The organism is Streptomyces sp. NPDC034049 (assembly GCF_055575575.1).
Genome location: NZ_JBVISJ010000001.1, coordinates 843,736 through 861,865 on the forward strand (window position 1 = coordinate 843,736; position 18,130 = coordinate 861,865).

At 71.6% G+C, this 18,130-nt stretch carries 16 protein-coding genes; 7 read left to right on the plus strand and 9 right to left on the minus strand.

Features of this window, described 5'->3' with window-relative positions; genetic code table 11:
* The first annotated feature begins 20 nt into the window (after window positions 1–20).
* The 7 genes from ACZ52C_RS03710 (at window position 21) to pgi (ending at window position 9,225) form a co-directional block, all read left to right on the plus strand.
* Window positions 21–2,975 carry a M14 family metallopeptidase gene (locus ACZ52C_RS03710; protein ID WP_469073221.1) on the plus strand — a complete coding sequence of 985 codons (2,955 nt, stop codon included), beginning with the start codon at window positions 21–23 and terminating at the stop codon, window positions 2,973–2,975.
* 269 nt (window positions 2,976–3,244) lie between these two features.
* Window positions 3,245–4,255: a type I glyceraldehyde-3-phosphate dehydrogenase gene (gap, locus tag ACZ52C_RS03715; protein WP_469073222.1), complete on the plus strand. Its 1,011-nt coding sequence runs from the start codon at window positions 3,245–3,247 to the stop codon at window positions 4,253–4,255.
* 136 nt (window positions 4,256–4,391) lie between these two features.
* A complete protein-coding gene (locus ACZ52C_RS03720; protein WP_469073223.1) occupies window positions 4,392–5,603 on the plus strand; it encodes a phosphoglycerate kinase in 1,212 nt (403 codons plus the stop codon).
* A 6-nt stretch (window positions 5,604–5,609) separates the two neighbouring features.
* Window positions 5,610–6,386, plus strand: a complete 777-nt coding sequence (gene tpiA, locus ACZ52C_RS03725; protein WP_469073224.1) for a triose-phosphate isomerase — start codon at window positions 5,610–5,612, stop codon at window positions 6,384–6,386.
* 101 nt (window positions 6,387–6,487) lie between these two features.
* On the plus strand, window positions 6,488–6,718 hold the full coding sequence (gene secG / locus ACZ52C_RS03730) for a preprotein translocase subunit SecG (RefSeq protein WP_029181151.1): 231 nt from the start codon (window positions 6,488–6,490) through the stop codon (window positions 6,716–6,718).
* A 228-nt stretch (window positions 6,719–6,946) separates the two neighbouring features.
* Window positions 6,947–7,282, plus strand: coding sequence for an RNA polymerase-binding protein RbpA (locus ACZ52C_RS03735; RefSeq protein WP_003957010.1), 336 nt, complete (start codon window positions 6,947–6,949; stop codon window positions 7,280–7,282).
* Between the two features lie 287 nt (window positions 7,283–7,569).
* On the plus strand, window positions 7,570–9,225 hold the full coding sequence (pgi, locus tag ACZ52C_RS03740) for a glucose-6-phosphate isomerase (protein WP_469073225.1): 1,656 nt from the start codon (window positions 7,570–7,572) through the stop codon (window positions 9,223–9,225).
* Window positions 9,226–9,306: 81 nt separating this feature from the next.
* Here the strand turns inward: pgi and fabG are convergent, their stop codons facing one another.
* The 9 genes from fabG to ACZ52C_RS03785 form a co-directional block, all read right to left on the minus strand.
* Window positions 9,307–10,131 (minus strand): 3-oxoacyl-ACP reductase FabG, encoded by an 825-nt coding sequence (gene fabG, locus ACZ52C_RS03745; RefSeq protein ID WP_469073226.1) that lies wholly within the window; start codon window positions 10,129–10,131, stop codon window positions 9,307–9,309.
* On the minus strand, window positions 10,128–11,822 hold the full coding sequence (locus ACZ52C_RS03750; RefSeq protein ID WP_469073227.1) for an MFS transporter: 1,695 nt from the start codon (window positions 11,820–11,822) through the stop codon (window positions 10,128–10,130). The genes fabG and ACZ52C_RS03750 overlap by 4 nt, the downstream gene beginning before the upstream one ends.
* Before the next feature lie 118 nt (window positions 11,823–11,940).
* Window positions 11,941–12,861 (minus strand): NAD-dependent epimerase/dehydratase family protein, encoded by a 921-nt coding sequence (locus ACZ52C_RS03755; protein WP_469073228.1) that lies wholly within the window; start codon window positions 12,859–12,861, stop codon window positions 11,941–11,943.
* 3 nt (window positions 12,862–12,864) lie between these two features.
* Window positions 12,865–13,434, minus strand: a complete 570-nt coding sequence (locus tag ACZ52C_RS03760) for a hypothetical protein (protein ID WP_469073229.1) — start codon at window positions 13,432–13,434, stop codon at window positions 12,865–12,867.
* Window positions 13,431–15,281: a class I adenylate-forming enzyme family protein gene (locus ACZ52C_RS03765; RefSeq protein WP_469073230.1), complete on the minus strand. Its 1,851-nt coding sequence runs from the start codon at window positions 15,279–15,281 to the stop codon at window positions 13,431–13,433. Before ACZ52C_RS03765 ends, ACZ52C_RS03760 begins: the two co-directional genes overlap by 4 nt.
* Complete coding sequence (locus tag ACZ52C_RS03770) at window positions 15,268–16,077, minus strand: hypothetical protein (protein WP_469073231.1); 810 nt, start codon at window positions 16,075–16,077, stop codon at window positions 15,268–15,270. Before ACZ52C_RS03770 ends, ACZ52C_RS03765 begins: the two co-directional genes overlap by 14 nt.
* A 119-nt stretch (window positions 16,078–16,196) precedes the next feature.
* A complete protein-coding gene (locus ACZ52C_RS03775; RefSeq protein ID WP_469073232.1) occupies window positions 16,197–17,432 on the minus strand; it encodes a beta-ketoacyl-[acyl-carrier-protein] synthase family protein in 1,236 nt (411 codons plus the stop codon).
* Window positions 17,422–17,811 carry an acyl carrier protein gene (locus ACZ52C_RS03780; protein ID WP_469073233.1) on the minus strand — a complete coding sequence of 130 codons (390 nt, stop codon included), beginning with the start codon at window positions 17,809–17,811 and terminating at the stop codon, window positions 17,422–17,424. Before ACZ52C_RS03780 ends, ACZ52C_RS03775 begins: the two co-directional genes overlap by 11 nt.
* A complete protein-coding gene (locus ACZ52C_RS03785) occupies window positions 17,808–18,092 on the minus strand; it encodes an acyl carrier protein (RefSeq protein WP_177261679.1) in 285 nt (94 codons plus the stop codon). Before ACZ52C_RS03785 ends, ACZ52C_RS03780 begins: the two co-directional genes overlap by 4 nt.
* Between the last annotated feature and the right edge of the window lie 38 nt (window positions 18,093–18,130).

Sequence of the window (18,130 nt, forward strand, 5' to 3'; positions counted from 1 at the left end):
AACCACTGCAAGGGGGGCTCATGAGACGAAGAGCGAGATCGATCCTCGCTGCCGGCGCGCTCCTGCTGGGCGGTGGTGCGGGACTCGCACCGCTCGCCCAGGCTGCCGAGAACGACGGCTCGGACACGGAGGAGGTCAAGGTCTTCCGCGCCGAGGTGACGAAGAAGCAGATACCGCTGCTGCTCGCGGCCGGGCAGGACGGTCACGAACTCAGCGAGCAGGCGCCGGAGAAGGGCACCGCTTCGGTCGAGGTCTACCTCACCGACAAGCAGGCGGACGCCCTGGAGAAGCAGGGCGTCGAGCTGAGGGAACACCGCCTCACCAGCAAGGCCGAGGCCCGCGTGGACGCCGCCGGCGACGGGGTCTACCGCCCCTACAGCGGCGCCGGCAACCTCAAGGAGGAGATCCTGCGGACCGGTCAGGAGCACCCCTCCCTGACCAAGGTGGTCTCCCTCGGCAAGACCCTGCGGGGCCAGGACATTCTCGCGGTCAAGCTGACCAAGAACGCGAAGAAGACCAAGGACGGCGCCAAGCCGTCGGTGCTGTACCTGTCCAACCAGCACGCCCGTGAGTGGATCACGCCGGAGATGACCCGGCGCCTGATGCACCACTACCTGGACAACTACCGGACGGACAAGCGGATCAAGAAGATCGTCGACTCCACCGAACTGTGGTTCGTGATCTCCGCCAACCCCGACGGCTACGACTTCACGCACCAGGCCGACGGCAACCGCCAGTGGCGCAAGAACCTGCGGGACGTCAACGGCGACAACGCCATCACCGTCGGCGACGGCGTCGACCTCAACCGCAACTTCGCCTACAAGTGGGGCTACGACAACGAGGGCTCCTCCCCGTTCCCCACCAGCGAGACCTACCGCGGCGACGGCCCGAACTCGGAGCCGGAGACCAAGGTCCTGGACGCCTTCGAGAAGCGCATCGGCTTCGAGTACGGCATCAACTACCACTCGGCCGCCGAGCTGATCCTCTACGGCGTCGGCTGGCAGGTGGCCAGCCCCAGCCCGGACGACGTGCTCTACAAGTCGCTGGCCGGCACCCCGGAGAACCCCGCGATCCCCGGGTACCGCCCCCAGCTCTCCTCCGAGCTGTACACGACGAACGGTGAGGCGAACGGCCACGCCTCCAACGTCAACGGCGCGGCGTTCTTCACCCCCGAGATGTCGACCTGCCAGACCGCGTCGAACATCGACCCGGCCGACGCCTGGAAGCCCGAGGACTGCGCCTCGGTCTTCACGTTCCCGGACGACGAGAAGCTGATCCAGCAGGAGTTCGAGAAGAACATCCCCTTCGCGCTCTCCGTCGCCGAGTCCGCCGTCAAGCCCGACCAGCCGAAGTCCTCGGTCGGCATCGACGCCCCCGACTTCACCCCGGCCGCCTTCACCACGTCGTACTCGCGCGGCGCCGACCAGACGATCTCCGTCGTCGCCCGCAGGTCCGTGCGCGACAAGGAACTGAAGTACCGGATCAACGGCCGCGGCCCCACGTACGACCAGACGCTCAAGGCCTGGAAGGGCGGCGAGACCTTCGGCGGCGCGGACAACCTGTACTTCGACGAGTACCGGGCCAAGGTGCAGGACGGCGAGCCGGGCGACAAGGTCGAGGTCTGGTTCACCGGTGAGACGAAGAGCGGCAAGCCCACCAGGAGCGAGCGCTTCACCTACACGATCGCCGAACGCCCCAAGGCCGACACGCTCGTCGTCGCCGAGGAGGGCGCGACCGCGACCCAGACCCAGGTCTACGTCGACGCGCTGAAGGCCAACGGCAAGAAGGCGCTCGTCTGGGACGTCGCCACCCAGGGCGCGCCCGACGCGCTCGGCGTACTGAAGCACTTCCAGCAGGTCGTGCACTACACGGGCGCCGTCCGGCCGGGCGTCGCCACCCAGCTCGCCCTGCGCGCCTACCTCAACGAGGGCGGCAAGCTGATCGAGTCGGGCGAGAGCGCCGGCGGCTCCGTCGACCTCGGCGACGGCACGCTGTCGAACGATTTCAGCCAGTACTACCTGGGCGCCTACAGCCGTACCTCCCTGCCGAACGCCACCGCCTTCGCGGGGCTCGCCAAGCTCGACGGCTTCTCGGGAGCCCTCGGCGACGCGCCCGGGAACCCGCTGAACACCGCCGGATCCTTCGGGGTCACCTCCGACGCCCTGCCCGTGGGGACCTTCCCGCAGTTCGCGAGCGCGGGCGCCGGCCAGTACCCGGGCACCGTCAACCCGTACGGCCCCTACGAGGGCGCGTCCATGGCGGCCGCCACGCACACCGACTACGCCTGGAACCGGCTCACCCGCACCATCGACCTCACCTCGGTGACCGCGGCGGACCGGCCCACCCTGCGCACCCAGCTGCTGTGGAGCACGGAGGAGGGGTACGACCACGCCCTCCTGGAGGCGCACACGGCCGGCGCGGACGACTGGACCACGCTGCCGGACACCGGCGGTGCCACCTCCTCCGCCGTGCCCACCGAGTGCGAGGCCGGGTTCTTCGTCCAGGGCCACCCGGCCCTGAAGCGGTACCTGACCGTGGGCTCCGGGGGCTGCACGCCCAGCGGCACCAGCGGCGCCTGGAACAGCTTCACCGGGGCCTCCGACGGCTGGCAGCAGGTCGAGTTCGACCTGTCCGCGTACGCCGGCAAGAAGGTCGAGGTGTCGCTCAGCTATGTCACCGACCCCGGCAGCGGCGGTCGCGGTCTCCTCGCCGACAACGCAGCCGTCGTCATCGGCGGCACGCCCGGCGCGGTGGACGGATTCGAGACCTCGCTCGGCGCGTGGAGCACCCCCGGCCCGCCCGCGGGCAGCCCCGCGGTCGTGAAGGACTGGGGACTCTCGGGTGAACTGTTCAAGACCTTCGGCGCGGTCACCACGGACGACACGGTGCTGCTGGGCTTCGGTCTGGAGCAGGTCGTCTCGGCGGCCGACCGCAAGGCACTGCTCGGCAAGGCGCTGGCGGCACTGAAGAACTGAGTGCCGACTGAGCCGAACGAATGAGGAAAGGCCTCGTGGGCGGCCCTCCGGACGTCTGAAATCAGATGATCGGGGGGCCGCTCAAAAGGTAATCACCTTGTAAAGCCAGGGCGGTCCGTACCCCTACTGGCGAGTACGGACCGCACCGGCATGTATAGGGCATCTCGATGTCACTCGACGGCCCCCGGGGCTGTAGGGTCGTAGGCGGTCGGGGACATCCCATACAGCTCGCCGGCACTGAGCCGGCGTACCAACGAGGAGATCGGTTCGTGACGATCCGCGTAGGCATCAACGGCTTTGGCCGCATCGGTCGTAACTACTTCCGCGCGCTGCTGGAGCAGGGTGCAGACATCGAGATCGTGGCTGTCAACGACCTGGGTGACACCGCGACCACCGCTCACCTGCTGAAGTACGACACCATCCTGGGCCGCCTCAAGGCCGAGGTGTCGCACACCGCCGACACGATCACCGTGGACGGCCACACCATCAAGGTCCTCTCCGAGCGCAACCCCGCCGACATCCCGTGGGGCGAGCTGGGCGTCGACATCGTCATCGAGTCCACCGGCATCTTCACGAAGAAGGCCGACGCCGCCAAGCACCTCGCGGGCGGCGCCAAGAAGGTCCTCATCTCGGCTCCGGCCAAGGACGAGGACATCACCATCGTGATGGGCGTCAACCAGGACAAGTACGACGCGGCCAACCACCACGTCATCTCCAACGCCTCCTGCACCACCAACTGTGTGGCGCCGATGGCCAAGGTCCTCGACGAGAACTTCGGCATCGTCAAGGGTCTGATGACGACGGTCCACGCGTACACCAACGACCAGCGCATCCTGGACTTCCCGCACTCGGACCTGCGCCGCGCCCGCGCCGCCGCCGAGAACATCATCCCGACCACCACGGGTGCCGCGAAGGCCACCGCGCTGGTCCTCCCGCAGCTCAAGGGCAAGCTCGACGGCATCGCGATGCGCGTCCCGGTCCCGACCGGCTCGGCCACCGACCTGGTCGTCACGCTGCAGCGCGAGGTCACCAAGGACGAGGTCAACGCCGCGTTCAAGAAGGCCTCCGAGGACGGCGACCTCAAGGGCTACCTGGCCTACACCGAGGACCCGATCGTCTCCTCGGACATCGTCAGCGACCCCGCCTCCTGCACCTTCGACTCCTCCCTGACCATGGTCCAGGAGGGCAACTCGGTGAAGATCCTCGGCTGGTACGACAACGAGTGGGGCTACTCCAACCGCCTCGTCGACCTCACGGTCTTCGTCGGCGGCCAGCTCTGATCGGCAGAGCGGGCACTTCCGTGTGAGAGCAGGGCTCGGGCGGCGCAGGGACGCGTCGCCCGAGCCCTGCCGCACGTACAAAAGCGGTTCCTCCTACGATCACGAGCACCACAAGTCCTCCTCGGGAGCCCTCTTCATGAAGACGATCGACGAACTCCTCGCCGAGCCAGTCGCCGGCCGGCGGGTCTTCGTCCGCGCCGACCTCAACGTGCCGCTCGACGGCACCACCATCACCGACGACGGCCGTATCCGCGCCGTCCTGCCCACCGTGAAGGCGCTGGCCGAGGCGGGCGCGCGCGTCGTCGTCGCCTCCCACCTGGGCCGCCCCAAGGGCGCTCCGGACCCGGCCTTCTCGCTCGCCCCGGCCGCCGCCCGCCTCGGTGAACTCCTCGGCGCCGACGTGGCGTTCGCGACGGACACGGTCGGCGAGTCCGCCACCGCCACGGTCGCGGGCCTGACCGACGGCCAGGTCGCCGTCGTCGAGAACCTGCGCTTCAACGCCGGCGAGACGAGCAAGGACGACGCCGAGCGCGGCGCCTTCGCCGATCAGCTGGCCGCCCTCGCGGACGTCTACGTGGGCGACGGCTTCGGCGCGGTGCACCGTAAGCACGCCTCGGTCTTCGACCTCCCCGCCCGGCTGCCGCACTACGCCGGGTACCTCATCGCCACCGAGGTCGGCGTCCTCAAGAAGCTCACCGACGACGTCCAGCGGCCCTATGTGGTCGCGCTCGGTGGCGCCAAGGTCTCCGACAAGCTCGCCGTCATCGACCAGCTGCTCGGCAAGGCCGACCGCATCCTCATCGGCGGCGGCATGGCGTACACCTTCCTCAAGGCCAAGGGGTACGAGGTCGGCGGCTCCCTCCTCCAGGAGGACCAGCTCGGCGCGGTCACCGAGTACCTGGAGCGCGCGGAGCGCACCGGCGTCGAGATCGTCCTGCCCGTGGACGCCGTCGTCGCCCCCGCCTTCCCGGACCTGAAGAGCAAGGCCCCGGCCGACGCCACCGCGGTCGCCGCGGACGCCATGCCGACCGGGCAGATGGGCCTGGACATCGGTCCGGAGTCCGCCACGCTGTACGCCTCGAAGATCGCCGACGCCGCCACCGTCTTCTGGAACGGCCCCATGGGCGTCTTCGAGCACCCCGATTTCGCCGAGGGCACCAAGGCGGTCGCCCAGGCACTCCTCGATTCCAAGGCCTTCACGGTCGTCGGCGGCGGCGACTCCGCCGCCGCCGTACGGATCCTGGGCTTCGACGAGAACGCATTCGGCCACATCTCGACCGGTGGCGGCGCCTCCCTCGAATACCTCGAGGGCAAGACGCTCCCCGGCCTCGCCGCACTGGAGGACTGACCCTCAATGAGCACGCGTACGCCCCTGATGGCGGGCAACTGGAAGATGAACCTCAATCACCTGGAGGCCATCGCCCACGTCCAGAAGCTCGCCTTCGCCCTCGCCGACAAGGACTACGAGGCCTGTGAGGTCGCGGTCCTGCCGCCCTTCACCGACCTGCGCTCGGTCCAGACCCTGGTCGACGGCGACAAGCTCAAGATCAAGTACGGCGCCCAGGACCTCTCGGCCCACGACTCCGGCGCCTACACCGGCGAGATCTCCGGCCCGATGCTGGCCAAGCTCAAGTGCACGTTCGTGGCGATCGGCCACTCCGAGCGCCGCCAGTACCACGACGAGACCGACGAGATCGTCAACGCCAAGGTCAAGGCCGCCTACAAGCACGGCCTCACCCCCATCCTGTGCGTCGGCGAGGAGCTGGAGGTCCGCGAGGCGGGCAACCACGTCTCCCACACCCTCGCCCAGGTCGAGGGCGGCCTCAGGGACGTCCCCGCAGAGCACGCCGAGACCGTCGTCATCGCCTACGAGCCCGTCTGGGCCATCGGCACCGGCAAGGTCTGCGGCGCCGAGGACGCCCAGGAGGTCTGCGCCGCCATCCGCGCCAAGCTCGCCGAGCTGTACGGCCAGGAGCTGGCCGACAAGGTCCGCATCCAGTACGGCGGCTCGGTCAAGGCCGGCAACGTCGCCGAGATCATGGCCCAGGCCGACATCGACGGCGCCCTCGTCGGCGGTGCCTCGCTGGACGCCGACGAGTTCGTCAAGATCGTGCGCTTCCGCGACCAGTGAGTAGGCGGTAGCAGCGAGACGTCGTACTCTTGCGGGGACCGGCCGCCGAGGCCGGTCCCCGCAGTCCATCAGAATCCGAGGAAGTTGGTCCAGCCGTGGTTATGGGGTTCTCGATCGCCCTGATCGTCTTCAGCCTGCTGATGATGCTGCTGGTGCTGATGCACAAGGGCAAGGGCGGCGGCCTCTCCGACATGTTCGGTGGCGGTATGCAGTCCTCCGTCGGCGGCTCCTCGGTCGCCGAGCGCAACCTCGACCGGATCACCGTCGTGGTCGGTCTGCTGTGGTTCGCGTGCATTGTCGTACTCGGCATCCTGATGAAGGTCAACAACTGACCCTCAGGCCGACACCGGCGAACAACGCGTCACGGACGCACCATTCCGCACGTAAAGCCCCATGCCGGGTACGCGACTTCGAGCGCGGCCTATCATGGGGCTTGCGTCTGTGGGCGGGATGTAACTCCAATCACTGGACGCGCGTTGGGCCTTACGTAGACTGAGGCGCTCGCAGCGAAGCGAAACGCCGACTCGCTTCGCCGCACCATCACGCAGGGAGTTACGACCGTGGCAAGTGGCAACGCGATCCGAGGAAGCCGGGTCGGGGCGGGGCCGATGGGCGAAGCCGAGCGCGGCGAGTCCGCACCCCGGCTGCGCATCTCCTTCTGGTGCTCCAACGGACACGAGACCCAGCCGAGCTTCGCCAGCGACGCGCAGGTCCCCGACACCTGGGACTGCCCGCGCTGCGGCTTCCCGGCCGGACAGGACCGGGACAACCCGCCGGACCCACCGCGCACCGAGCCCTACAAGACGCACCTCGCCTACGTCCGCGAGCGGCGCAGCGACGCGGACGGCGAGGCGATCCTCGCCGAGGCGCTCGCCAAACTGCGGGGCGAGATCTGACGAACGACACCGGCCGGGTACCCAGGGTGCCCGGCCGGAGCTGTTCGGGGGCGTGCGCCGTCCTCCGGCCCTGAACAGGGCGACCGGCGTGCCGCCGGCCTGCTCGGCGCCTTCTTCGTGCCGTTCCTCGCCCGTGCTGACACCGGCGCTCGGGGCAGACGTATCTGTTGTCGTGTCGGACGACCCGGGGACGACGGCTCGTGTTCCGTCGTGATCAATTAGGTTGGAACGGCAGCGGGGCAAGGTACGCAGGCAGGACCAGGTAGGAAAGAAGGCTGAAGTCCGAGATGAACGCAGAAAGCCGTACCAGGCTCAACCAGACGCCGGAGTGGACCGCGCTGGCCGAGCACCGGGAGCAGCAGGGCGACGTCCGGCTGCGCGAGTTGTTCGCGGCCGACCCGGGGCGCGGCACCGGGTACACGCTGGAGGTCGGCGATCTGCACGTCGACTACTCCAAGCATCTGGTCACCGACGAGACACTGCGGCTGCTGCGCGAGCTGGCCGCCGCCACCGACGTGTTCGGGCTGCGGGACGCCATGTTCCGCGGCGAGAAGATCAACACCACCGAGGACCGTGCCGTCCTGCACACCGCGCTGCGCGCCCCGCGCGACGCGGTGATCGAGGTCGACGGCGAGAACGTGGTACCCGGTGTGCACGCCGTGCTCGACAGGATGGCCGGCTTCGCCGAGCGGATCCGCTCCGGCGAGTGGACCGGCCACACGGGCCGGCGCATCAAGAACGTCGTCAACATCGGCATCGGCGGCTCCGACCTCGGCCCGGCGATGGCGTACGAGGTGCTGCGCTCCTACACCGACCGCGATCTGACCGTCCGTTTCGTGTCCAACGTGGACGGGGCCGATCTGCACGAGGCGGTCCGGGACCTGGACGCGGCGGAGACGCTGTTCATCATCGCCTCCAAGACGTTCACCACGATCGAGACGATCACCAACGCGACCTCCGCGCGCGACTGGCTGCTCACCGAGCTGAAGGCCGGCTCCGAGGCCGTCGCCAAGCACTTCGTGGCGCTGTCGACGAACGCCGAGAAGGTGTCGGACTTCGGCATCGACACGGCCAACATGTTCGAGTTCTGGGACTGGGTCGGCGGTCGGTACTCCTACGACTCGGCCATCGGGCTGTCCCTGATGATCGCGATCGGGCCCGACCGCTTCCGGGAGATGCTCGACGGGTTCCACATCGTCGACGAGCACTTCCGTACGGCACCGGCCGAGTCCAATGTGCCGCTGCTGCTGGGCCTGTTGGGGATCTGGTACGGCAACTTCCACGACGCCCAGTCGCACGCGGTGCTGCCCTACAGCCACTACCTGTCCAAGTTCACCGCCTACCTCCAGCAGCTGGACATGGAGTCCAACGGCAAGTACGTGGGCCGGGACGGGGTGCCCGTGGAGTGGCAGACCGGGCCGGTGGTCTGGGGCACGCCGGGGACCAACGGGCAGCACGCGTACTACCAGTTGATCCACCAGGGCACGAAGCTGATCCCGGCGGACTTCATCGGCTTCGCCGAGCCGGTCGCCGAGCTCAGCGACACGCTCAAGGCCCAGCACGACCTGCTGATGGCCAACTTCTTCGCCCAGACCCAGGCGCTGGCCTTCGGCAAGACGCCCGACGAGGTGCGGGCGGAGGGCGTGCCGGAGGAGCTGGTGCCGCACAAGACCTTTGAGGGGAACCACCCGACGACCACGATCCTGGCGAAGGAGCTGACCCCGTCGGTCCTCGGCCAGCTGATCGCACTGTACGAGCACAAGGTGTTCGTCCAGGGAGCCGTCTGGAACATCGACTCCTTCGACCAGTGGGGTGTCGAGCTGGGCAAGGTCCTCGCCAAGCGCGTGGAGCCGGCGCTCACGGAAGGGGCCGAGGTGCCGGGCCTGGACGAGTCCACGAAGGCCCTGGTCGCCACGTACCGGACGCTGCGCGGGCGGAGCTAGCCCTCGACGGGGCCCGTACGACGGGTGGGGAGACGAACGGCCGCGCGACGTCCGTTTCCCCACCCGGGTCCGGGGGTGCCCTCAGTGCCCCAGTCCGGCGCCTCCGTCGACCGGGATCACGGCGCCGCGTACGTAGCCCGCGCCGACCAGGAAGGCCACCGCGTCGGCGACCTCCTCCGGGGTGCCCGGGCGGCCGGCGGGGGTGGTGCTCAGCAGTGCGCGGCGCTGTTCCGGGGTGAGGGCGCGGCTCATGTCCGTCTCGGTGAGCCCGGGGGCGACGACGTTGCAGGTGATGTCGCGGGAACCGAGCTCCTGGGTCAGGGAACGGGCGAAGCCGACGAGGCCGGCCTTCGCCGCCGCGTAGTTGGTCTGGCCCAGGGAGCCGTGCAGGGCCGCCGTGGAGGAGAGCAGGACGATCCGGCCGTGGCCCGCCCGCAGCATGCCGCGCACCGCGCGCCGCGCGACACGGAAGGCGCCGGTGAGGTTGGTGTCGACGACGGAGGTGAAGTCCTCCTCCGACATGCGCACCAGCAGCCGGTCCCGGGTGGCGCCCGCGTTGGCGACCAGGACGCCGACCGGGCCGTGGGCGGTCTCGGCCTCCTTGAAGGCCTGGTCGACCTGGGCGCTGTCCGTCACATCGCAGCGCACGGCGAGGAAGCCCTCGGAGGCGGGGGGTGCCTCGTTCCGGTAGGTCACGGTGACGCGGTCTCCGGACGCCACGAACCGGCGGGCTATGGCCAGTCCGATGCCTCTGTTCCCTCCGGTGACGAGGACCGAGCGGGCTGCGGGTGCCGAGGGATCGGCGGTCGGGACAGCCGCCGGGGCGGTCGCCGGGACAGCCGCCGGGGCGGTCGCCGTGGCCGGGGTCGGTGCGGGAGCCGCCTCCGCGGTCGTCGGCTGGGTCATCGTGCGTTTCCTCTCGGTGCCGGGTCCGACGGCTGGGCGGGCTCCTGCGATGGGGTCCGGTCCTGGGGGCGGGCCGGGCCCCGCGGTCGGGTGGAGGGCACCTCCGGCCGGGGGAGATCCCGGGACCCGGCGGGTTCTCGGTCCTCGGGTGCCGGGCGGTCGCGCAGGCCCGTCACCGCGACCGCGCAGCCGACGAGAGCGAGGGCGGCGACGGAGAGCGTGGCGGCGTACATGGCGTCGAGGAAGGCGCGGTCGGCCGCGGTCGCCAGGCCGGGCAGGTTCAGCGAGTCGGCCAGGGAGCGGGCGGCCTCGGCGGAGGCGCGCGCCTGCTCCGCCGAGGCCGCCGGCAGACCCTGTGCGGGGCCGGGCAGTTCGGCGTCGGCCATCCGGTCCCGGTAGACCGCCGAGAGGATCGACCCGGCCATGGCCACCCCCAGCGTGCCGCCGACCTGCCGGGTGACACTGTTGACGGCGGAACCGGCGCCCGCGAGCTGCGGCGGCACCTCGCGCATCATCACGGCCGTGACCGGCGTGCCGACCAGGCCCATGCCGAAGCCCTGGATCCACAGCAATGTGGCGACCACCCACAGCGGGGTCCCCCCGTCGAGCCAGGCGTACGCGACGTAGGTGGCGGCGGTGGCGAGGACTCCGGCCGCGACGGTCCAGCGGGCCGACAGCCGACGGCTCAGCGCCGGAGAGGCCTGGCTGCCCAGGACGATGCCGATCGCGGCGGCGATCATGACGGTTCCGGCGTCGGCGGGGGAGAGGCCCCGGGGTCCCTGGAGATAGAAGGCCGCGTAGAACAGGTGACCGGCCAGCGCCATGAAGGCGATCAGCAGCACCACGCTGCCGGCCGTGAAGCCTGGCTGCCGGAAGAGTCGCAGATCCAGACTGGGCGCCGTGGACCTGCGCTGACCGGCGACGAAGACGGCCAGCACGACACCGCCCAGCACCAGGGGCAGCAGCACGTGCGGCCCGTACCAGGCGCTGCCGCCGCCGAGTTCGATGATGCCGTAGACCACCCCGCCCAGGCCCAGCACCGACAGCACGAGGCCGGGCAGGTCGAGCACCCGGCGCCGGGAGCCGCCGAGGTCGGGGACGAAGGCCAGGACCGCCGGCAGACACAGCGCGACGATCGGCACATTGACCAGGAACACCGAGCCCCACCAGAAGTGGCTGAGCAGCGCCCCGCCCGCGACCGGGCCGATGGCCACGCCGATTCCGCTCGACGAGCTCCAGATCGCGATCGCTCGGGTGCGTCTCTCCTCCGGGGTGCTCTGCACGATGACCGTCAGCGTGGCCGGCATCAACAGGCCGGCGCCCGCGCCCATGACGACACGGGCCACGATCAACCACTCCGGGCCGCCCGCGAACGCGCCCGCCCCGGAGGCCACGCCGATCAGCGCGAGCCCGGCGACGAGCGTGTTCCGGGGACCGAAACGGTCGGCGAGCGCGCCGCCCGCGAAGAGGGTGCCGGCGACGACCAGGGTGTAGGCGCTCGCCACCCACTCCAGTTCGCCGGGGGTGGCGCCCAGGCCCTCGACCGGGTCGGCGAGCGTGGTGACGGCGACGTTGAGGATCGAGGTGTCCAGCCAGATCAGCATCTGCGCGCAGACCACGACGAGGAGGACGAGCCGACCCCGGGCCGGGCCGGCCGAGGCGTTCCCAGCCGCCCGGCTCGTGGGGCTCATCGGGTGCCTCCGTCTCTCGCGCGGTCGCGTCCGGTCGTGCGGCGGCCGGTCACGGCGCGGCGGCCGGTCACAGGGGTGCGCGCGCTCCCGCCGACGGCGAGGGCGTCATCGGCGCGGGTCACTCCCGGCCCAGCCCGTCGCGCCAGCTCGGTCTGGCCGGTTTCCAGCCCAGGGCCGTACGGGCCCGGTCATTGGCGGCGCCGTGCGCCGAGGTGAGCTGGTGGGTCATGAACCAACCGAGGAGCCGGGGCGCGAGGGCCGCCGGGACCGTACGCGGGGAGGGCGCGGCGAGCATCCGGGCGAAGTGCGGCAGCCACTGCGCGGCGGGCGCCGGATCGTCGTCCGTCACATGGAAGACCCCGCCCGCGTCGGACTCGACGGCGGTCACGGCCGCTCCCACCGCGTCCTCGACGTGCAGGAACGACATGATCCCCGCCCCGCTGCCCGGCAGCGGCAGCCGGCCGGCCCGCACGGACAGCGCGGTCGCGCCGGTACGGGCGTACGCCGTGCGGGGTCCGTACAGCGTGCCGTAGCGCAGCACCACGCCCTCCGGGCCGCTGCCCGTCACCTGCCGTTCCAGCTCGGCGACGGCCCGTACGGTCGAGGCCCAGCCGGGGTCGGGGGCGTCGACGTACAGCGGCGCGTCCTCGTCGAGGACCGGGGCGTCGGCCGGGGCGGCGGCGAAGGCGATGGACTGGGCGACCAGCCGGCGCGTGCCGGCCGCGCGGGCCGCCTCGACCAGATGGGCCGTGCCCTCGACGCGCAGGCGCGCGGTGCGGGCGAAGGCCTCCGGCGGGTCGTCCCGCAGCAGCCGCAGCGCGGACATCTGGTGGACGACCACCTCGGGCCGGGCGGCGGACACCGCCGACAGCACGGCCTCACGGTCCAGGGCATCGGCGACCAGCACCTCGTCCGCCTCCGGGGCCCGGGCGCGCGAGCCCTGCCGCACCAGGACGCCGACGTGGTGGCCCCGCGCCCGCAACGCGCCCACCAGCGGATGTCCGACCACGCCGGTGGCCCCGGCGACGAGTACGCGCATGGCTCAGGCCTCCGATCCGGGGACGACGGCGGTGGGTGCGACGGCCGGAGCGACCCGTAGGAGGAGGCGGCACGCCTTGTCGCCGTCGCGCAGACACGTCTCGGCCCGGTTCTCCGTGAGCGTCACACCGAGGCCCTCGGACCAGCCGGCGTGGACGGCGGTGCACGGGCAGCGGTAGCCCTCCAGCGAACCGGCCATCCGGACCATGGTGATCGCGAAGTTCCGCCGGAGGGTGAGGACGATCAGGTCGTCGTCCTCGACCTCGGTGGAGGCGTTGCGCAGCTCCGGCGGGAACATCCGGTCGCCGCAGTCGTCGTACCGGCGGCGCAGCTCCTCCAGGTCCTTGCGGCCGTCGCCGGTGTCGGGCAGGGGCCCGTGCAGCCGGGCGACCCGCTGTCCGACGTGCAGGGCGACCTTCCCCATCGCCTCCGCGTTGATCTCGTTCGCGACCTCCTGCCCGAACCGGGCGGCCACCCCCTGGTACCAGTTGGCGTCGTGCTGCCACCACAGCCGGTACGCCTCCCCGGCCCGGGCGCGGTGGTTGACGCCCTCGGCGTCGGTGTGCGTGCTCATACGTGCTGCTCCTCGGCGGCGACCGCGGCGGCCGTGTCGGCGGCGAACCGGTCGCGCATCACTCGTTTGAGAACCTTGCCGGTGGCGCCCTTGGCCACATCACCGGCCTCCATCCGCAGGGCCCGGGTCACCGGCGGGAACCCGGCGGCCGTCAGCACCGCGTTGACCCGCCCGGTCCACTCCTCGTCGACCGCCGGCCCGGTCCGCTGCTCGTCGTCCCGCGGCCCGGTCCGCTGCCGGCCGTCCCGCGGCCCGCTCCGCTCCTCGTCGGCTCCGCCGGCGTCGGCGAGCTGGAGCAGCGCGTACGCCTGCGCCTCGCCGTCGCCGTCCCAGTCCGCGCGCACGCCGTCGGGGGCGACCCCGACCACCGTGCAGTCGCTGAGCTCCGGCAGCGCGGCCAGGAGCAGTTCCTCGGTGCGGGTGCTGAAGACGATGCCCGCCGGGGTGCGGATGGCGTCCGGGGCCCGGTCGAGGTGGTAGAAGTTGCCCTGCTCGTCCTGGTGGGCGAGGTCGCCGGTGAGCCAGTAGCCGCCGAGCCGCATCCGGTTCCAGGTCAGCGAGTCGTTCCAGTAACCGGGCGTCAGCGTGGGCGACTTGAGGCCCAGTCGGCCGATCCGCCCGGGCGGCAGCGGGGTGCCGTCCTCGGCGAGCACGGCGGCCTCGGCGAAGCTGATCGGCTTGCCGACACAGCGGGAGTAGGCGGAGGTGTCCTTGGTGTGCCGGTTGTGGAAGACCGAGTAGCCGGCCTCCGAGGAACCGAGCCCGTCCACGAAGACCGATCCCTCGACCCGGACACGGCTGAGGTCGCGCCGGATCTCGACCCGGCTCCCGTGCTGGACGAGCGCCCGGATGTGCGCCTCGTGCGCCGCGTCCCCCGTGTTGAACCACACCTGCACGCTGGACAGATCGCGCGCCGTCAGATCCTCCGCCGCCATCTCGCCGAACGTTCCGGCGAAGGCCAGCACGGTCGTCGGCCGGAACGCCTCGATCGCGTCCAGCACGTCCGTGCCGCGCTGACTGGAGAGCAGCTTGAGGTCGGTGCGCAGCAGCAGGCAGTACAACAGGGTCGCCACCATCGCGTTGTGCGCGCCCGGCAGCCCCACCAGCGTGCGCTCCATGTCGGCGCCGGTCGAGAACCGCAGCCGGTGCACCTGGGCGTACATCAGCGTGCGATGGGTGTGCGGCACCCCTTTCGGCAGGCCGGTCGTCCCGGAGGAGTGGGAGATGAGCACCGGGTCGGTGGGGTCGTGCCGGTAGGGGTACGACGACGGAAGCGACGCGCGGTGCTCCGGCCGGACATCGGCGGCGGTCAGCCGGAAACGGAGCCCGAGACCGTGCCCCCCGGAGCCGCGCGCACCGTCCGGGCCTTCCGGGCCTCCCGTGCCGCCCGCTGCTTTCGCGTCGCCTTCCCCGGCCGCGTTCTCGGCCAGCACCTCGCGGTGTGCCTCGTCCGTGAAGGCGCCCACCGCGCCCTGGCGGCGGACGTACTCCCGCGCGATCTCCGGCGAGAGGTTGCCGTTGACGAACGACGGCACGGCCCCGATCGACGTCAGCGCCAGGAAGTTCACGGCGAACTCGGCGGCGGAGGAGGAGTGGATGGCCACCGGGTCGCGGGGGCGCACCCCGTGGGCCGCGTACCAGCCCGCGTAGGCCTCGACCACCTCGTACAACTGCCCGAGTGTCAGCACGTCGGGTCGGCTGCCGTCCGGTGCGCGCCAGGTGCCGTCGGTGTGCAACACCGGTTCGTCGAGGGGGCGTTCGTAGGCGGCCAGGCGTTGCAGGACGTTGCCGGCGCCGAGTTCCGTGTCGGAGCAGATCCGCGCCCGCTCCTGCCTACCGATGAGCATGGCTCTCCGTCTCGTCTCGTTCGGTGTCCCGCAGCAGCCGCCGGTGCGCGTCTGCCAGGTCGAACAGGCCCTGGACGCTGCCGGCGTGCGGAGCCGTCGCCGGGCGCTCCCCGGCGTACGTCTCCGTCGGACCGATGGTCATGGGGGCGCCGGACCCGGGGTGCGCGCCGGGGCCAGGACGGCCGAGCAGGACGGCCACCGCCAGGGCGGCGGACGCGGGCAGGTCCGGGACCGGGCGGCCGTCCTCGGCGGACAGCTCCCGGTGCACGGCGGCCCACCGCTCGCCGCCGCCCAGTTCCACGCCCACCACCAGCACCTGGTCCAGCTCCGGGTCCTCCAGGAGGAGGTCGGCCATGTCCAGCAGTTCGGTCACCGGATCGTCGAACGTCGACAGGCTGAACATCTGTCCGGTGATCCCGAACTCGCGGCTGAGGTGCCCCAGCACGGAGTTGGGGGTGGCCTGCATGAACAGCAGCGGATTGTGGACCCGGCCCGAGACCACGCGCCGGCTCGCCAGATCGGCCGTGGTGGTGTCGCCCATCAGGCTCGCGAGCGCGACGGCCGTACGCGAACCTCTCCCACTCTCGGCTTCGCTCGAGCGGGAGGTGCCCCCGTCCGGCCGCTCGGTCAGACACCGCGCGGCGACCTCGTACGCCAGCGGGCTGAACGCCGACTCCACGAACCCCGGCAGGCGCGGCAACGGAATGTCGCCGTCCCGCCCGGTGCCGTGGGTGGCGGTGGCGGCGGCCAGCACCACGAGCGGCGAACGCGGTACCCCCCTTGTGCCGGTCGGCACCACCCTCCTGTCGGTCGGCCCGGCCTCCCTCGCGTCGGCCGACGCAGGCGCGCCCGCGTCCACCGCCCCGGGCTCGTTCCCCCTCGTCGATGTGGGTTTCGTGCCCCTGTCCGTCGTCGTCACGGTCGCTCCAGGACGAGTGCGGTGTTGGCGCCCCCGAAGGCGGCGTTGATGGTGAGGGCCCGGCGGAGGTCGGTCTGCCGGGGCCGGTTCGGCACGTAGTCCAGGTCGCACTCCGGGTCCGCCCGCGTGAAGTTGGCGGTCGGCGGCAGCACGCCCTCCGTCAGAGCCAGCATCGTGATCACGAACTCCACGACTCCGGCGGCCTCCAGGAGATGGCCCGTGGTGCTCTTGGTGGAGCTGACCGGGATCGACTCGGCCCGCTCCCGCAGCGCGGCACGCAGCCCCCGGGTCTCGGCGCCGTCGTTGTACTTGGTGCCGGTGCCGTGGGCGTTGACATAGCCGAGGCCCGATCCGTCGGGGTCCCCGGCCAGCCGCAGCGCCTGCCGGGTCGCGCGGGCCAGGCCGACCCCGTCCGGATGCGGCTGCGCGATGTGGTGGGCGTCGGTCGCCGCGCCCCAGCCGACGACACCCGCCAGCGGCCGGGCCCCGCGCCACCGCGCGTGCTCGGCGGACTCCAGCACGACCGCCGCGACCCCGTCGCCGAGCAGCAGCCCGGTGCGGTCGGCGCTGAACGGCCGTACCGCGCCGTCACGCGACAGCGCCCGCCCCGAGTCGAACTTCCCGAAGGTCTCCTCCTCCACGAGGTAGCCGCCGGCGCACACCGCGACCTCGGTCCGCCCGGAGGAGATCAGCCGGCAGGCGTGGATGATCGCGGCGGCGGAGGCCACACAGGCGTTGGTGAAGGTGAGCCGGGGCCCGGTCAGCGCGAGGCCCCGGGCCAGTGACTCGGCGAGATGCGCGGGGACGGCGTCGGCCGGCGTGGCGGCCCCCGCCGCGACCGCTGTCCTCGTCGCCTCGGGCGCCCCGTCGCCGGGACCGCCGTGCCCGGTGTCGGCCCCCGGCGCGGCCGCCTCCCGCCAGTACCGCGTGATGCTCGTGCAGTCGCCCGCGATGCCCAACAGGACCGCCGCCTCGGTGCCCCTGGGCAGCCCCGCCATGTCGAGGGCCTCCGCCCCGCAGTGCGCGAGGGCGGGACGCAGGGCCCAGTGCTCCACCGCGTCGGGGCCGTCGGGGGCGGCGCCGGCCATCGGGGTGCGGTACGGGCCGGTGTCGAACCGGGTGGTGGGGGCGAAGGAGGGGACACCGGCGAAGACACCGCGCCGCAGGGCGTCCGCGCCCACCCCGAACGCCGTCCGCACGCCGAACCCGGTCACCGTCACCTCACCGGTCACCGCGCTCACCCCCGTCCGGCGCACCCGACTCACCCGACGCACCCGGTTTCCCGGCCGCATCCGCTGTCCCGACCGCTTCCCGTGTTCCGGCCGTGCCCAGGAACTCCGTGAGCCGCCGCAGCGAGGTCAGGCCCGCGATGTCCTCGTCACCGGGCTCCACGACCAGGCCGTACCGTTCCTCCACCACATGCAGCAGCCACACCAACCCCAGGGAGTCCAGGACCAGTTCGGCGTCCTCGTCGAGGTCGTCCGGGACACCGGGGAAGATCTTGCGGTCGGACAGCAGCTCCCGGACGAGCCCGGTGGTGAGGACGGCCGGCGCGGCGCCGTCCGGCACGACGGGCTCCGTGACGGTCGGCGGGGAGGTCTTCGCCCTCATGCCTTCGCCCCGCGCCCGACGACCTCGGCGACGAGCCCGCCGAGGGTCAGCGAGGCCAGCGGCTCGATGTCGGTGTCCGGGATCTCCACGCCGAACCGCGATTCCAGCCGCAACGTCAGCTCGATCAGACTCAGGGAGTCCAGCTCCAGGCCGCCGACGGTCACCGGACTCTCGTCGGTGATGCCGTCACGGCTCAGCAGGATGTTCATCTCGTCGATGACCGTGGTCAGGACGAACTCGCGGATCTCGTTGTCCAGGGTGGACGTGCTCATGATCGCCATCTCCAGAGGGGGAATGTCGTGAGAGGGTCGTGCGAAAC

Excerpts from the sequence above, each read along its gene's own strand:
- ACZ52C_RS03710 (WP_469073221.1), top strand. The coding sequence starts at position 21 with ATGAGACGAAGAGCGAGATCGATCCTCGCTGCCGGCGCGCTCCTGCTG.
- ACZ52C_RS03720 (WP_469073223.1), top strand. The coding sequence starts at position 4,392 with ATGAAGACGATCGACGAACTCCTCGCCGAGCCAGTCGCCGGCCGGCGG.
- tpiA (WP_469073224.1), top strand. The coding sequence starts at position 5,610 with ATGAGCACGCGTACGCCCCTGATGGCGGGCAACTGGAAGATGAACCTC.
- secG (WP_029181151.1), top strand. The coding sequence starts at position 6,488 with ATGGGGTTCTCGATCGCCCTGATCGTCTTCAGCCTGCTGATGATGCTG.
- pgi (WP_469073225.1), top strand. The coding sequence starts at position 7,570 with ATGAACGCAGAAAGCCGTACCAGGCTCAACCAGACGCCGGAGTGGACC.
- fabG (WP_469073226.1), bottom strand. The coding sequence starts at position 10,131 with ATGACCCAGCCGACGACCGCGGAGGCGGCTCCCGCACCGACCCCGGCC.
- ACZ52C_RS03750 (WP_469073227.1), bottom strand. The coding sequence starts at position 11,822 with ATGAGCCCCACGAGCCGGGCGGCTGGGAACGCCTCGGCCGGCCCGGCC.
- ACZ52C_RS03755 (WP_469073228.1), bottom strand. The coding sequence starts at position 12,861 with ATGCGCGTACTCGTCGCCGGGGCCACCGGCGTGGTCGGACATCCGCTG.
- ACZ52C_RS03760 (WP_469073229.1), bottom strand. The coding sequence starts at position 13,434 with ATGAGCACGCACACCGACGCCGAGGGCGTCAACCACCGCGCCCGGGCC.
- ACZ52C_RS03765 (WP_469073230.1), bottom strand. The coding sequence starts at position 15,281 with ATGCTCATCGGTAGGCAGGAGCGGGCGCGGATCTGCTCCGACACGGAA.
- ACZ52C_RS03780 (WP_469073233.1), bottom strand. The coding sequence starts at position 17,811 with ATGAGGGCGAAGACCTCCCCGCCGACCGTCACGGAGCCCGTCGTGCCG.
- ACZ52C_RS03785 (WP_177261679.1), bottom strand. The coding sequence starts at position 18,092 with ATGGCGATCATGAGCACGTCCACCCTGGACAACGAGATCCGCGAGTTC.